10 protein-coding genes and 2 pseudogenes are annotated in these 16,251 nt (G+C 57.6%); 4 read left to right on the top strand and 8 right to left on the bottom strand.

Annotated elements, in window-relative coordinates; genetic code table 11:
* Nucleotides 1-44: 44 nt before the first annotated feature.
* From PY308_RS21810 to PY308_RS21800, 3 genes are read right to left on the bottom strand one after another with little or no spacing between them, the layout of a single operon-like run.
* Nucleotides 45-1,061, bottom strand: coding sequence for an ABC transporter permease (locus tag PY308_RS21810; protein ID WP_275791270.1), 1,017 nt, complete (start codon nucleotides 1,059-1,061; stop codon nucleotides 45-47).
* Nucleotides 1,058-2,041 (bottom strand): ABC transporter permease, encoded by a 984-nt coding sequence (locus PY308_RS21805; protein ID WP_275791269.1) that lies wholly within the window; start codon nucleotides 2,039-2,041, stop codon nucleotides 1,058-1,060. Before PY308_RS21805 ends, PY308_RS21810 begins: the two co-directional genes overlap by 4 nt.
* Nucleotides 2,038-3,636: a sugar ABC transporter ATP-binding protein gene (locus PY308_RS21800; RefSeq protein ID WP_275791268.1), complete on the bottom strand. Its 1,599-nt coding sequence runs from the start codon at nucleotides 3,634-3,636 to the stop codon at nucleotides 2,038-2,040. Before PY308_RS21800 ends, PY308_RS21805 begins: the two co-directional genes overlap by 4 nt.
* A gap of 323 nt (nucleotides 3,637-3,959) precedes the next feature.
* Between PY308_RS21800 and PY308_RS21795 the strand changes: the two genes are divergently transcribed.
* Nucleotides 3,960-5,795, top strand: coding sequence for a methyl-accepting chemotaxis protein (locus tag PY308_RS21795; protein WP_275791267.1), 1,836 nt, complete (start codon nucleotides 3,960-3,962; stop codon nucleotides 5,793-5,795).
* Nucleotides 5,796-6,045: 250 nt separating this feature from the next.
* Nucleotides 6,046-8,304, top strand: a complete 2,259-nt coding sequence (locus PY308_RS21790; RefSeq protein WP_275791266.1) for a methyl-accepting chemotaxis protein — start codon at nucleotides 6,046-6,048, stop codon at nucleotides 8,302-8,304.
* A 363-nt stretch (nucleotides 8,305-8,667) separates the two neighbouring features.
* On the opposite strand, the gene PY308_RS21785 is transcribed toward PY308_RS21790, so the two are convergent.
* The 4 genes and pseudogenes from PY308_RS21785 to PY308_RS21770 form a co-directional block, all read right to left on the bottom strand.
* Nucleotides 8,668-10,107, bottom strand: a complete 1,440-nt coding sequence (locus PY308_RS21785; protein WP_275791265.1) for an NAD(P)(+) transhydrogenase (Re/Si-specific) subunit beta — start codon at nucleotides 10,105-10,107, stop codon at nucleotides 8,668-8,670.
* A 19-nt stretch (nucleotides 10,108-10,126) separates the two neighbouring features.
* Entirely contained in the window at nucleotides 10,127-11,698 is a 1,572-nt protein-coding gene (locus tag PY308_RS21780) for a Re/Si-specific NAD(P)(+) transhydrogenase subunit alpha (protein ID WP_275791264.1), read from the bottom strand.
* Between the two features lie 22 nt (nucleotides 11,699-11,720).
* A complete protein-coding gene (locus PY308_RS21775; protein ID WP_275791263.1) occupies nucleotides 11,721-12,494 on the bottom strand; it encodes an SDR family NAD(P)-dependent oxidoreductase in 774 nt (257 codons plus the stop codon).
* A pseudogene (locus tag PY308_RS21770) lies at nucleotides 12,491-13,231 on the bottom strand (histidinol dehydrogenase); the annotation flags it as partial. The gene PY308_RS21775 and the pseudogene PY308_RS21770, both read right to left, overlap by 4 nt.
* A 133-nt stretch (nucleotides 13,232-13,364) precedes the next feature.
* Between PY308_RS21770 and PY308_RS21765 the strand changes: the two are divergent.
* Nucleotides 13,365-14,345, top strand: a complete 981-nt coding sequence (locus PY308_RS21765; protein WP_275791262.1) for a LacI family DNA-binding transcriptional regulator — start codon at nucleotides 13,365-13,367, stop codon at nucleotides 14,343-14,345.
* A 157-nt stretch (nucleotides 14,346-14,502) separates the two neighbouring features.
* Nucleotides 14,503-14,658 (top strand): annotated as a pseudogene (locus PY308_RS21760) (IS3 family transposase); the annotation flags it as partial.
* 259 nt (nucleotides 14,659-14,917) lie between these two features.
* On the opposite strand, the gene PY308_RS21755 reads toward PY308_RS21760, so the two are convergent.
* Nucleotides 14,918-15,952 (bottom strand): IS110 family RNA-guided transposase, encoded by a 1,035-nt coding sequence (locus PY308_RS21755; RefSeq protein WP_275791261.1) that lies wholly within the window; start codon nucleotides 15,950-15,952, stop codon nucleotides 14,918-14,920.
* Between the last annotated feature and the right edge of the window lie 299 nt (nucleotides 15,953-16,251).

Genomic DNA, 16,251 nt, shown 5'->3' with positions numbered 1-16,251 from the left:
TCCTCAAGGTGCCTGTTACGGGACGGCGTCCCTCCAATGCGTGCTCAGGATTTCCTGAATGCACGCAGCCGTTCGAAGAACTCATCGCGCAACAGGAGCAGAGCGATGAGGATGATCGAGCCTTCGATGATCGTCCGAAGGCCGAAATTAAGTCCGATTGCGGAAATGACCGTGCCGAGCGTCGTCAGCAAAATCGCGCCACCGACGGTTCCGAGGAACGTGCCCCGTCCGCCAAGAATGGAAGAGCCGCCGATAACGACCGCCGCGATCGACGGAAGCAGGTAATTGTCACCCATGCGCAACGTGGCGCCGTTCGAATATCCGACCAGCATCATGCCCACGAAGCCCGCGCAGGCGGCGCTAATGACGTATGGCAGGCACTGAGTGAGCGTTACGGGCACGCCTGCAATCCTGGCAGCCTGGACATTGGTGCCGACGGCGTAGACATAGCGGCCGAAGACGCTACGCGCTTGCAATACCCATCCAAAAAGCACGAAGACCAGAAGCAGAAGAATGGACGCTGGAACACCGGCGATATGGCTTTTCATGAGATCCGTCAGGAGTTCAGGGGCCGCTCCACGTGGCGTTCCATTGGTCATGCCCAAAATCGCTGACGCGACGATGATGGATGTTGCCATCGACATGATAAAAGGAGGAACTTTCAGCCACACGACGCCAACCGCAGTGCAGAAACCGACAAGGCCGCACGCGACAAGGACGAGAGGCAGAAGGAACAGCGCATCCGGACTGCCAGCGCCGACCAGACTTGTCGACAGAACCCCGCCCATCGTAATGAGCGCCGGAAGGGACAAATCGAGGCCGCCCGACAGGATCACCAAGCCTTGCCCAAAAGACAGCACAACCAAAAATGATCCCAGCGTCAGAACGGTCTCGACCTGGCTCCACGAGCCGAGTGAGGGATTGATAAAGCGGGAGCCCAGAAGCATGAAGATGCAGATGACAGCGACAGCGATTGCACTGATGGTTTCCCTGCTGACCTTTGCGCTGGCGCGTTTGTCGGGCGCGGAAACGTACGAGCCTGTTTGCAAGTGACTGTTCATTTGCTTTTCCTTTCGCCGAACCGCGTTAGCAGCCCACTGAACACGACGGCAAAGATCAGCACCGCGCCCTGGAAAATTCCGGTATAGAAAGAAGACACACCGCTTGAGAACAAAACTTTCTGCAGCAGCATCAAAGTGGCGGCGCCCATAACGGAGGCGAACAGCCCTCCTCGCCCTCCCGACAACGATGTTCCCCCAAGAGCAACAGCTGCGAACGAGAGCATGAGAAGCGGTTCACCGGCCGTCGGGCTTCCCGTGGCGGTTTGCGCGCTCAACATGTAACCCGCCAGGCCGTAGATTATGCCGGCGAAAACGAATGCGAAGAACCGCACCTTCACGACAGGGATACCCGACAATCTGGCGGCATGCTCGTCCGCTCCGATGGCGTAGAGGGCAACGCCGAAATCCGTTTTCTTGGCCAGAAGCCAGAGGCACACCACCGCGCCCAGGATCAGGCCGGAGACGGGAACGACACCGAAAATCCGGTCGGTGAGCTCATAACTGACCCACTCCGCGACAGCGCCACCCGGCGCGTCCAGAATGACGAGCGCGATACCCTGGCACACGATCATGGTCGCAAGGGTTGCCGCTATCGCCTGAATGCGCATGATAGCCACCAGCCAGCCGTTTACCGCACCGACGGCGGCCCCTATCGCAAGGCAGATGCCGAGCGACGCAAGCGCTCCAGCCGGACCTTCAAGTGGATAAACCGCCATAACCACATTCGTGATTGAAACGACACCGGCGAGCGAAAGATCGAACCCGCGGCTCAAAACAACGATGGCCTGACCTGCGGCGGCGAGAGCCAGCGGCACCGTGTTGTTGACGAGACTGGCGATCGCTCCTGCACCGAGCGCACGCGGCTGCTGGATTACGTAAGCGATATAAAGAGCGATATAGAGAGCCAATATGATGACGGACCCTCGAAGCAGGACACTCTTCATCGATGCTTTGGCATGGACGATACGGATATCACTCATCGCGTCACCTTCGTCGCGAAAGTAGTGCCGTGCCCGATCATGGCGGCAACCAGGCGCTGTTCATCTATTTCTGCACCTTCGAAGATTTCAGCGATTTTCCCGTGATAGAGGACCATGCAACGATCGGCCAACTGAACGATCTCCGGCAACTCAGACGAGTAGAAGAGAACCGAACCGCCACTTGCGGCAAAAGCTCTGATCGCGCTGTAAATCGCCTGTTTCGTCCCGACATCGACTCCTCGGGTCGGATCGAACAGAAGCAGTGTTCGCGCACCAGTGGCCAGCGTTCGCGCAATCAATGCCTTCTGCTGATTGCCGCCGGAAAGATCGCCGACCGCGAAGGAAAGGTAGCGCTCGTTCAGTTCGACTTTTGCCCCTTCCGGGCGGGCCGCTCCGGCTTCGGCTTTCCGCCCGACAAAACGCCCAGAGGAAATTCTGGACAGGATTGGTACGACGATATTTGTCGCAGCGCTCAAGCCGGCGAGTATCCCTTCCGTCTTGCGTTCTTCGGGAAGATAGGCAATGCCGCTGCCTGCCTTGAGCGCCTTGCGAGGACTGGAGATCGCGTGCTCGGCGCCGTCGATTTTTATCGAGCCGGACTTCGCCGGCTCCAGCCCGGCGAGGCAGCGAAACAACGAACGTTGGCCCTGCCCTTCGAGCGCGGCCACGGCCAGGATCTCGCCGGGGCGCAGATCGAAAGACGCATCTGCGAGTATACCATTGCTGAGCGACGCTACGCCAAGACGCGGAGCATCGTCCTTAATCGCGCTGCTTACATGTCTCCGCACATGCTCGACCCGATGCCCCACCATCATTTCGAAAATGTCGTCGTTGGTTGCGTCGGCGAGTGAAACGGTCCCGATCGTGCGACCGTTGCGCAGGACTGTCGCGCGCTCGCAAATCTCGCGAACCTCTGCAAGGCGATGGGAAATGTAGAGGACTGCTACGCCGCGATCCGTTGCACGGCGTATCTGGCCAAACAGCCAATCGGTTTCGGCAAGCGAAGCGGTCGGTTCGTCGAGGATCAATACCCGCCCGGCATTTTCCAATGCTCTGACAATTTCGAGACGTTGACGGTCTGCCAGAGGAAGCGAAGACACTTCTGCTGCAGGGTTGATGCGTTCTAGGTCGTACCGCGTCAGTATCGACGACGCTCTCCGCATCGTTTCACCGGTAGACAGAATGAAGTATGCGCTTTTGGGGATCCGCGGCAGCAACAAATTCTGCGCGACAGACAAGTTTGGCACCAGACTTAGTTCCTGAAAGGCCGTTGCCACTTGCTCGTGCCGCGCTTGGGTGATCGACATCGGCCGATACTGCACGCCATGAAGTTTCATTGCGCCCCGATCGGGGACCACTGCACCTGCCAAGACACGCACGAGCGTAGACTTGCCAGCACCGTTCTCACCGAGGAGCGCATGCACCTCCCCTGCGCGTAGGCTAATGTCGGCATTCTCCAAGGCAACCGTTGCGCCATAGGATTTTCCAACGTTGGCAACAGACAGCTCCAGACCGCCGATGTCGGCCTGCTCGCTCGGCAAGCGGGTTATTGAATTCAACATTTTTCCTCCTAAACCTCGTCGCGGTAACTCCACTCACCACGAAAAGGAAACGTTCTCAGAGAACGTTTTCATTAATCCCTAAATGTTGCTTTGCGTCAACGGTCATGACAAAAAAATAATCGGTTTTGATCGAAAATCGGAATTATCGGGTTTGTTGGCGGTGGAACCGTTTACTGAAAAAAATTTCATATGTGATTGAAAAAACAGGCCGAGATAGCTCTTCTTCGCCTATGCTCGATTTTCCACGTGCAACATTAAATATTAACCATCAATAGTTTAATATAATCCAATCAGGAAAGAGAACGTTCTCCGAGAACGATCTCACCTTCGAATTGCTGTCGTTGGAGGACGTATTCATGACAAGGCCCGGCGTTAAGGTCACCTTGATTTCAATCTTTATCCTGTTCGGCCTGCTGATTTCCGCAGGCGCCTTGGCGGCGATCAACAGTCTCGGAGCGGTCAACGCATCGACGCGGGAGATCGCGACGAAATGGCTACCCAATGTCCAGCTGTCGAATGCCATCGTTCGCGACATGGCGACACTGCGCATCGCGTATCGCAACCATGTCCTGTCAACGATGAGCGATGCAAAGGACGCACAGTCTCAATTGATCGATTCAACCATCGTCAGCCTGAAAGGTCATGTGGCCGCGTACGTCTCAAACTCGGACGAGGAGCAGGCATTGGTATCGTCTCTCGCTCTTGCCGTGGACGAGTATGTGGGAAAGACAGCCAAACTCATCGATTTGTCGCGCGCGAACCGGATGGAAGCGGCAAGTGACTACCTGACGAAAATAGAGACGCTCGCCAGTCAGGTGACGCAGAAGGCAGACGCACTGGTAGCGATCAACAGCGACGGCAGCGCCATGGCGTACGACCGTAGCCAGCAATCGTATCAAGCCACCCGGACCGCAATGGTGGTTGGCGCGATAGCCGCAGCGCTTGTCCTTGCCGTATCGATCGGTTTCGTCGTTGTCGGCGTTGCCAATCCGATCAAGAGGATCACCTCCTCAATGCAGAGGCTGGCTGCGGGTGACACCGAGGCCGCCATACCCTTTCACGGACGGTCCGACGAAATCGGTTACATGGCATCCGCCGTCGAGGTATTCCGCGTGTCGGCCCTATCCAAGACCCGCCTCGAACAGGAAGCCCGGGAAAACGCGGTTCAAACAGAAGCCGATAAAGTTGCGGCACAACAGCGAGCCGAGGCTGATGCAAACCACCGGCTGGCTGTTGCGACCACGGGGCTTGCCGGAGCGTTGACGCGACTGGCCGCCGGCGACCTGAACTGCACGGTCACAGACGTTTTCTCCTCCGAATTTGAAGGACTGCGAGAAAACTTCAACCGATCGGTGGCACAGCTGTCGGTCACGCTGGAGACGGTGAGCCACAGTATAACGGCCATCGAGACCGGGGCGGACCAGATCACCGCGGGCACGCAGCATCTCTCCCGGCGTACCGCGGAACAAGCCTCCACGCTCGAGGAAACGGCGGCGGCCCTGGAACAGATAACGGTTAACGTGTCCAGTACATCGCAGCGTACCGACGCGGCGCGGCTGACGACGGAGAATGCCCGCAAGGCCGCAAGAGAATCTGCTCAGGTTGTCTCGCATGCCGAAGACGCCATGCGACGCATCGAAGGGTCATCGGGCGAGATATCGAATATCATCAGCGTTATCGACGAGATCGCGTTCCAGACGAACCTTCTGGCACTCAATGCCGGCGTCGAAGCGGCTCGGGCCGGCGAGGCCGGAAAAGGCTTCGCTGTCGTCGCGCAGGAGGTTCGCGAGCTTGCCCAGCGCTCCGCTAGGGCGGCAAAAGAGATCAAGGTCCTGATCGAACGCTCGTCGGGTGAGGTTTTCGGCGGTGTCCATCTAGTCCGCGAGGCGAGCGCGTCCCTCACCATCATCGGCGACTTTATCGTCGAGATCAACGGCTACATGGATGAGATAGCAAAGGCAACCAACGAACAATCGACCGGCCTGAAAGCGGTCAACACCGCCGTGAATTCGATCGACAAGACGACCCAGCAAAATGCAGCGATGGTCCAAGAGGCCGATGGTTCTGTCGACGTGCTAAACGAGGAGATCGCGCGGTTGAAGGACGTGGTCAAGCACTTCTCGTTTTCCGAGCGCCAATCCTCGGAAACCGATTTCGAGCGTGACCGCAAGGGCCTGCTTCGCGCGGGATAGTGTTTGAAGATGTCGCCAAATCCTACAGGGCCTGTCGTAGGGTCCTGTAAGCTGCGGCCACAGGGGTGTGACTTGAAACACCCGGATTTCAATAGCAAATGTGACCGCCCGCAAAGGAACTCATGTCGAGGGATCGAGTTGCGCTCCCCCTTGAATGAACATCAACGCCCAAGATCGCCCGTGCGTGAAGTATCAATTCACGGCGGATCCGGCGAATTTCCATTTAAAAGTAAAAAAGGGCGACGTTGCGATGTCAATCTATCCGCGTTCCATCAACTCGAAGCTTGCAGCAGTCGTCTGCGTTGGTATCTTTGCTGCTATCATTCCGATCGGCAGCTACATATGGCTGGATTCCCGGTCGGCGACACTGGAAATGACCAATCAGATCATGGTCGGCGAGGCGCAAAACGCGCAAAAATATGTCAACTCCATCATGGCAGAGTATGCTGGGGCGGCCAATGCCACGGCGGCATTGATGGCGGAACGCCAAGCCAAGTCCCAAACGGACCGCGTTTCCCTGATGAACGAACTGCGCGCAAAGCTAGTGGCCTTTCCGGACGGTTTCAATTCCTGGTATCTTGAGGAGCCGGGGGCATTGGACGGTCGGCAGAAGGAAATTATCGACAGAACCGACCTCGGAACGAACAAGGAGGGGTTGTTTGCTACATCCTACAGCCGTGGTGCAGACGGAGCGATAACCGGGGGAACGTTCGAAAAGCTTGTCGATTCAGAATGGTATCGCCTACCCGTAGACAGCGGAAAGGGGTCGGTGACCAACCCGTTCGTGTATCCCATCGGCGATAAACGCACCCTCATCGCAACGGTGGTCTACCCGATCAAGGTCGATGGAAAACTTGTCGGCATTACCGGGAACGGGGTCGATCTGGCACGCCTGTCGACCACGCTGGCAGACGTACATCCGATGGGAACCGGGCGCGTAACCCTGCTTTCCGCCAAGGGGGAGTGGGTCGTCAACCCGGACAGTTCGCTTCTGGCCACGCCGTATGGGGCAGGTGAAGGGAGTGCGGAGCTTAGCCAGGCCGTCGCTCGAAATGAAGCGCAGATCGTGCCGCAAATGTCGTGGCAGGACGGTACGGTCGTTCAACGAATATTCCTGCCTTTCAAGGTTTCCCGCTTCGACACGACCTGGGTGGCCGTCGTCGATGTTCCCGTTAGCACGATCAATGGTCCGCTACAGCGCCAGTCCATCGCGATGATGATCGGGTTGGGCGTATTGATTCTGCTTGTCGCTGGCATTGCATGGCTTGTGTCCCGGATCGTCGGGCGTCCAATACGCGATCTCGCGCAGACGATGGCGGTGCTCGCCAAGGGCGACCTGTCGCAACCCGTCAAGGGGACGGAAAGAACGGACGAGATTGGTGCCATGGCAAAGGCTGTCGAGGTCTTCAAGGTCAATGGACTGCGTGCGATCGAGCTCGAGCGAGAAGCACAGTTTGCCCGCACCTCAACTGAAACCGAACGGGCACAGGTTGCGGATGCCGAGCGCATGCGTGCTGAACAAATGCTCAAGGCCACGCGTGGGCTCGCCGATGGCCTTCAGCACCTGTCGGACGGCAATCTAACGTTTGAACTGAAAGAGCCATTTGCGGCCGACTTCGAGAGCTTGCGGACGAATTTCAATACGGCCGTCACCCAGCTGCGAACGACGTTAAAATCTGTGACGCACGCCACCACCCAGATTGACGTCGGATCCAGGGAATTGAGCCAGAGCGCTTTCGATCTTTCGAAACGAACCGAACAGCAGGCGGCGTCACTGGAGGAAACCGCAGCTGCGCTGGACGAAATTACAACGAATGTTTCCATTTCTTCGAAACGTGCGGAAGAGGCACGCGCCATCGCGCAACAATCGACCGAGTCGGCGAAGCATTCCGGCGAGGTCGTCGCGACCGCTGTCGATGCCATGCAGCGAATCGAGCATTCCTCCAGCCAAATTTCAAACATCATCGGCGTCATCAACGAGATCGCCTTCCAGACGAACCTCCTTGCCCTCAATGCGGGCGTGGAAGCCGCCCGCGCCGGAGATGCCGGCAAGGGATTTGCCGTTGTGGCGCAGGAAGTGCGCGAGCTTGCCCAGCGTTCCGCCCAGGCGGCGAAGGAAATCAAGACGCTTATTCGTGCATCCGCTGAAGAGGTGGGGAATGGCGTTCGGCTTGTTTCAGCAACCGGCGAGGCACTGAAAGTCATCGAACACCATGTCGTGTCGATCAATACCCAGCTTGACGCCATTGCGACGTCTGCCCGCGAACAGGCCATCGGACTTGCGGAGGTGAACACTGCTGTCAATCACATGGACCAGACCACCCAACAGAATGCCGCGATGGTTGAGCAATCGACTGCCGCAAGCGAGACCTTGGCATCAGAAGCCGAAAACTTGAGATCTTTGGTCGCTCGCTTCAAGCTCGGCGGCGGCGCAAAGCTAGCGGTCGTGGGGGGAAACAAAGAGGCTCGATCCAAACCCTTCTCCTTCGCCAGCCCGGCGAATGGTTAGGTAGGTCGCAAAGGCTTTCGGAAGGCAGATAAATATCCCCACCCAACGCCCACAGCGGCCAGCTACCACTCGGGTGAGCGGACCGAGACTCGGTGTGACAAGCTCTCTCTCAAGCAGACAATTCCTCCCTGACTGAAAGCACGGCCGCCAAAAGACCGGGAAATCGCTTGTCGATCTCGTTTTGGCGTTAGCGTCGCTGCTAGCGGTACAACGGAAATTGATCGATCTTGCAAAGCTGAAACAGAACCCCAACAAACACGCCAAACAGCGTGCCGAGATCAAGAATATGTTTGCTTAAGGCAATCAATCCAAGCTGGCGCGCACGCAGACTTTTTACTCAAGTATCCGCCGCCACAATCGTGCTCAAGCCAACATCTTAATGAGCTCGCTAACCGATTTCTTTGCATCGCCATAGAACATGCGCGTATTGTCTTTGTAGAACAGCGGGTTCTCGATGCCGGAATAGCCGGTCCCTTGGCCACGCTTGGAGACGAACACCTGCTTGGCTTTCCAGACCTGCAGAACGGGCATGCCTGATATCGGCGAGTTCGGGTCTTCCTCGGCGGCTGGATTGACGATGTCGTTCGATCCGATGACGATGACAACGTCCGTGTTTGGGAAATCGTCGTTGATCTCATCCATTTCCATGACAATGTCATAGGGCACCTTGGCTTCGGCAAGCAGCACATTCATGTGACCTGGAAGACGACCGGCTACCGGATGGATGGCAAAGCGCACAGTCTTGCCAGCGGCCCTGAGCTTGCGGGTCAGTTCAGACACGGCAGCTTGAGCCTGGGCGACCGCCATGCCGTAACCCGGCACGATGATGACGCTGTCGGCGTCGTTCAGTGCATTGGCAACGCCTTCGGCATCGATGGCGATCTGTTCGCCCTCAATCTCAATCGCCGGACCAGTCGTACCGCCAAAGCCGCCGAGAATGACCGACACGAAGGAGCGGTTCATCGCCTTGCACATGATGTAGGAGAGGATCGCACCCGAGGAGCCGACCAGCGCGCCGGTGACGATCAAGAGGTCGTTGCCGAGCGAAAAGCCGATGGCAGCGGCTGCCCAGCCCGAATAGCTGTTCAGCATCGAGACGACCACCGGCATGTCGGCGCCGCCGATGCCCATGATCAGGTGATATCCGATGAAGAAGGCGAGCAGCGTCATCAGGACCAGCGTCCAGAGGCCTGCACCGTTGAAGAACATCACCAGCAGAATGATCGAGCCAAGGGCCGCACCCGCATTCAGGAAATGCCCGCCCGGCAGCTTCTTCGCCTTGCCATCGATCTTGCCCGCAAGCTTGCCGAAGGCGATGACCGAGCCGGTGAAGGTGACTGCGCCAATGAACACGCCAAGGAAAACCTCGACCTTGAGGATGGCGATCTCCACCGCATCCTTGTGGGCAAGCTTCTCGGCAAATCCGGCCAGCGTCGACAGGTCGCCGCCGGCTGCCTTCAGCGCCAGCACTGTGCCGAGTTCCAGTTCGGCATTGTAGCCGATGAACACGGCCGCTAGACCGACGAATGAGTGAAGCGCTGCAACAAGCTGCGGCATTTCTGTCATCTGTACGCGGGCTGCAACGTAGTAGCCCATGACTGAGCCGCCGGCGATCATCATGAGGATGATGAACCAGTTGCCGACGCCTGGCCCAAAGACCGTGGCGGCGACCGCAAGCGCCATGCCGACTATTCCGTACCAGACGGCGCGCTTGGCGCTTTCCTGGCCGGACAGTCCGCCGAGAGAAAGGATGAAGAGAACAGCAGCGGCAATATAGGCTGCAGATACGATACCGATTGTCATAGTCTTTTCCCCTCCCCGATCACGACTTCTGGAACATGGCGAGCATGCGCCGTGTCACAAGGAAACCACCGACGATGTTGATCGTCGCGATCAGCACTGACAGAGCCGCCAGGATCACCACCAGCCAGTTGCTGGAGCCGACCTGGAGCAGCGCACCCAGAATAACGATGCCGGAAATGGCATTGGTCACCGCCATCAGCGGGGTGTGCAGCGAGTGGCTTACATTCCAGATCACCGAGAAACCAATGAAACAGGAGAGTACGAAGACGATGAAATGGCCCATGAAGCTTTCCGGCGCATAGGCACCGACAAGCAGAAGCAATGCGGTGGATATCACAAGGAGGCCGACCTGATTGTGGGTCTGCGCCTTGAACGCGTCAATTTCCTTGGCGCGTTTTTCCGCGGGCGTAAGATCCTTGACTTTTTCCTTCGGCTTTACTGCCGCAATCGCCTGGATCTTCGGCGGCGGCGGCGGGAAGGTTATCTCGCCTTGGAAAGCGACGGTCGCACCTCGGATGACATCGTCCTCCATGTTGTGAACGATCACGCCATCCTTTGCTGGCGTTAGATCCGTCATCATGTGACGGATATTGGTCGAATAGAGCGTCGAAGCTTGCGCCGCCATGCGGCTCGGAAAATCCGTGTAACCGACGATCGTCACGCCGTTCTCGGACACGATCTTCTGGTCGGCAACGGTCAGGTCGCAATTGCCGCCACGCTCGGCGGCAAGGTCGATCACCACCGAACCCGGCTTCATCGCAGCGACCATGTCGGCCATCCAGAGCTTGGGCGCATCACGGCCTGGGATCAGCGCCGTGGTAATGACGATATCGATTTCCGGCGCTAGCTCGCGAAACTTAGCAAGTTGCTTCTCGCGAAACTCCGGGGATGAGGGAGCGGCATAACCGCCGGTCGCGGCGCCATCCTGGACTTCGGCGAAATCCAGATACACGAACTGCGCGCCCATGGATTCGATCTGCTCGGCGACTTCCGGGCGAACGTCGAAAGCATAAGTGATGGCGCCGAGGGAGGTAGAGGTGCCGATGGCTGCAAGACCCGCCACACCGGCGCCGATGACGAGAACCTTTGCCGGAGGAACCTTGCCGGCAGCGGTGATCTGGCCGGTAAAGAAACGGCCAAAATTGTTGCCTGCCTCGATCACAGCGCGATAGCCCGCAATGTTGGCCATCGACGACAGTGCATCCATCTTCTGGGCACGGCTGATACGCGGCACCATGTCCATGGCGATGACGTTTGCACCCCGCTCCCGCGCCTGTTCCAGCAGATCCTTGTTCTGTGCTGGATAGAAGAACGAGATCAATGTTTGGCCGGGCCGCAGTTGCTCTAATTCGTAAACTTCCGGAGCGCGAACCTTGCCAATCACGTCAGCTGTCTCGTACAGCATGGCAGCGCTACCGACGACCGTTACCCCGGCTACCCGATACGCTTCATCCGAAAAACCAGCCGCCATTCCGGCGCCAGCTTCGATCAGGCATTCGTACCCGAGCTTCTGCAGTTGCTGGGCACTGTCAGGCGTCATCGCGACACGCGCCTCGCCCGCAACTCCCTCCCGGGGTGTGGCAATCTTCATTTCTATGCTCCTGTTGACATAATCAGTCGGCTGTCCAGCCGCCATCGACCATAAGTGCGGATCCGGTGATCATTGCCGCGGCGTCGGATGCAAGGAACGTCACAGGCCCCATCATGTCTTCAAGCTCGCCGACACGACCGAGTTTAATCTTTTCCTCGATCCATCGAACGCGTTCGGGGTTTGCAAAGGTTTGCTCGGCGAGCGGCGTGCGGATAAACGTAGGGCAGATCGTGTTGACCCGGATACCGTGCTTGCCCCACTCAATCGCCATCGACTTGGTAAATCCCTCGACGGCGTGCTTCGTCGCACTGTAGACGGCACGGTCAATTCCGCCAACATGTGCCATCTGCGAGGAGATGTTGATGAGCGAGCCCGTGCGATTTGCCGTCACCAGTCTCTGGGCGACCGCTCGCGTCACGAAATATGCACCGCGAACATTGATCCCTATCACAGTGTCGAAGTCAGCTGGGGTAGTTTCGAGCGCTGGCCCGTGTCGGGCGAGGCCAGCGCTATTGACCAGAATATCGAACGGCGCGTGAGAGGCTATGGCTTGCTCAGTTGCTTCAACATCCTGCACGTCAATCGCGAGTGTCGAGGCCATTAGCCCCATCCCGCGCAAAGCGTCACCAATCTGTTTAAGCTTGTCGATTGAACGGGCCGCGAGAGTGACGTTTGCCCCGGCTTCAGCCAGCGCAACAGCGGCAGCCTGCCCGATGCCGGACGACGCGCCGACAACAAGGGCCCTCTTGCCGTCGAGCCGGAACGATGGTGTGCGGGGCAGCGTTGTCGTGGTCATTCGGCGGCCTGTCCGTACGCGATGTTACGCCCCCCGTAGCGCCGAACACGCACGTTGCACTGTTCTGCATCGCAAACAAACCCCTCATGGGTGCAAAGCCTAGATCCATAAACGCCTATCTTTGCAGCAGCCTCGTCTGCTCCCACCTTCTGGCAGATGCGTGTCTTAAGAAATTTACCAACCCACAGGCCTCCCGTGTAACGGCCAGCCTTCTTAGTTGGCAATGTGTGGTTGGTGCTGATGACTCTATCGCCATTGGCAACATTGGTGCGCGCGCCAAGGAACAGTGCGCCGTAGCTGTGCATGTTTTCGAGATACCAGTCATCTCGATCCGTCATCACCTGTCCGTGTTCGCTGGACATCTGATTGGCAACATCAAGCATTTCTGCACGACTGTCACTGACGATGACCTCTCCATAGTCTTCCCAGGTACGTCGTGCCGTATCGGCCGTCGGAAGGCTTATGAGCTGCTGCTCGACCTCCTCCGAGGTGGCCTCAGCAAGATTTCGCCTGTTCGTGAGCAAATCTGCCGGCAAATCATAGCCGTGCTCAGCCTGGTCGAGGCGATCGGTTGCGCAGATTTCAACGTCGGCGATTTCATCTGCAATCACCATCGCCTCAGGTGGTCCGGCAAACAGATCGATCACGACGCGGCCATAGAGCTGGCGCTTGGCCTCGGCAACGTATGTATTACGTGGTCCAACGAGCATGTCGACCGGCTTGATGGTCTCGGTCCCCTAGGCCAGGCGATAGGCGCAATGAGGTAAGTGATTGCCATTGAATTCCTCCCTTTCGGACGCGACGATATAATGCTAATGATGCATTGCAAGCTTTCATCATTCTAGTGAAAAATTTTCAGTACAAGCCGCTATGAAACCCACCGCAAAACAGGTCGCCCATGCCGCCGGGGTCTCGCTTGCAGCTGTATCGCGTGCCTTTACACCCGGCGCGCCTATCGACTATGAAAAGCGTAAGCTTATTCTCTCAGCCGCTGAAGAGATTGGTTATATCAGTCCGGCGCGGCGCACGGCCGAAGCCATTGCGGCAGGAACGGTCATACTGGTAGCCGGCGATCTGCTGAATCCATTCTATCCAACGGTTCTTGATGCACTTGCGAGAAATCTGCAGGACACTGGCCGCCAGTTGCTGGTTTATGCGCTTGCTGCAGCAACCAACGTCGATGCCGCAACTGACCAGATCCTTGCGGCCCGTCCGTCCGCAATCATAGTCACGTCAGCCAATCTTACGTCGAAAATGGCGCAGTCCTGCCGGCAGCACCAGATCAAGGTGGTGCTGCTGAACCGGGTACAGAGGGACATGCGTATCAATGCGGTTGCTTGCGACAACTATCAGGGCGGGCGGGACATCGCCCAGCTTCTCCTGCGCCGAAACCACCGGAAAATTGGCTTCCTCGGCGGCGTAGCAAACACGTCGACCCATATCGAGCGGGCCCGCGGCTTCCGCGATGCGCTGCTGGAAGCAGGTCGATCAATCGATGTGCAGGCCTTTGGTAACTTCAACTACCAGAGCGCATACGAGGCTGGACTTGAGATGTTAATCTCTGCGGAGCCTCCTGATGCGGTATTTTGCTGCAACGATATTATGGCCCTTGCCGTCATCGATGCAGCAAGGGAACGTGGCATCCGGATCCCCGATGACCTGGCTGTAGTCGGTTTCGACGACATACCGATGGCAAGCTGGAACTCTTATCGACTGACGACCGTGCGTCAGCCGGTGGAGCGCATGGTACAAGAAGCGCTCAGTCTCATAGACGACCCCAACATCAGACCCTCTGACGACGGCATAATCCGCCTGCAGACCGGGCAGCTCATAATGCGCCAAACGGCATGAAGTGTTATTGGAATTAAAGGACTTCCAACATCATGGCCGCCTCTTTCGCGCCGATCATCGCGGTCGGCGTATTGGTATTTTCGGAGACGATTTGGTCTGCCCCCTGGAAAGTGATCCTTCTTGAAGTATGGCTTATGAGCCGAAGAAGGACATTGGAATGGCAGCGAAAAGACACAAGGCAGAAGAGATCGTCACGAAGCTTCGTCAGTTTGACGTGCTGAATGCTCAGGGCAAATCGATGGCGGAGGCGATCCGGTCGATAGGCGTGACGGAAGTTACATATTACCGCTGGCGGGCAGAATACGGTGGCCTGCCGGCTCAGTTCCGTGTGGAACGTATGGCCCGCCCTGTTTGCAAGTTGTTTTTTGATTTCCTGTGCAGTCTGCTTCAACGTATTCGGTCTTACGGTCAGGCCGTAGCCAAGATAAATATCCGCACGTCCAGAGCCACGATAACCAACACGGTTTCAAAGAACCATTTCCACGCCGGGGCTATCTGAACGCCGATCAACTGTCAGGCCATCTCCATTCCACTCGCAAACATCGTAGGCTGCGCTCCTGGCAGCCAATAGCTCAGACTACCGCTACACCATAGGCCCGCTCATAGGGCTGTCCCTTGCGCAACACCGCCCAGGCGATACGCGCGAGCTTGTTTGCAAGGGCCACGATCACGACATTGCGGTGGACGCCTCGGGACAACATCGTCTGGAGCCATTGCCCGATTGGCGTGTCACTTTGACTGAGCGTGTGCATTGCCGCTCGAGCGCCGTGGACCAGCAAAGTTCGCAGATAGGTGTTGCCGCGCTTTGTTATCCCAAGCAGACGTGCCTTGCCTCCGGTGGTGAACTGTCGTGGCACAAGCCCCAACCATGCTCCGAGATCTCGGGCATGCTTAAAACTACCGGCGTCACCAATTGCGGCAACAAGTGCCGTGGCGTTGAGCACGCCAATGCCGGGAATCGATGTCAGGCGGCGCATCGCACTGTTGTGCCTGGCGAGTGCTACGAACTCAGCGTTCAATGCCTCGATCTTCTTGTCAAGCATTCGCCATTCGTCCCGCAATTCGCTGACCAGGCTGCGGATGCGCGGTGACAGGATCTCATCAGCTTCGGCAAGGAGACCGTCCAGAGCGCTCTCGAACTTCACGCGGCCCGCGGCGAATATGACACCTCTCTCAAGAAGAACGGCACGGAGCTGATTGATCAAGGTCGTTCGCTCCGCAACCAGCCGGGATCGAACCCGATGCAACGTCTGGATATCCAACTGCTCCTGGCTCTTCAGTTCGACAAACCGCATCGTCGGTCGAGACGCCGCCTCGGCAATGCCCTCGGCATCTCTGTCATCATTCTTCTGCGCCTTTACATATGGGCGGACGTATTCCGGCGACATCAGCCTGATCTCATGGCCTCTCGCGGCAAAGAGCCGGCCAAGATGGTGAGCACCACAGCAGGCCTCCATCGCGATAACGCAGGTTGGTAGCTTCTCAACGAATTCAATCAATGTCTGTCGCCGCATCGTCCGGCGAACAACTACCGCGCCGTGGTCATCTACCCCAACAACGCTGCAGCTGTTCTTCCCGATGTCGATGCCCAAAATAGAAATCTGCATGGCTCTGCTCCTTTCCCTTCAAGAAAAGGACATCATACTCGGTGTCCTCGGAAGGGCGGGCCATCCCATAACCAACATCAGCCTGTGCAGAGTTCTCATGGGAAGGACAAGACGAGAGCGACCCGGTCTGTGGCCGTGGATGGGCAGCTCTCGGCTCCGCTGGACGCCTTGTCGGACACATCTACGTCCACAACGGAGACGATTCCGGGGTCGTGTGCGAACGCGACTGACTTCTTCAACAGCCTGCTAAGCTGCTTTTAACGGGGGAGTGACTAGTTCTCGGCGGATGCAATGCGATC

Source organism: Pararhizobium gei, from assembly GCF_029223885.1.
Classification (GTDB): Bacteria; Pseudomonadota; Alphaproteobacteria; order Rhizobiales; family Rhizobiaceae; genus Pararhizobium; species Pararhizobium gei.
The sequence above is the reverse complement of the archived record's forward strand: the minus strand, read 5'-3'. Positions and strand labels throughout refer to the sequence as shown.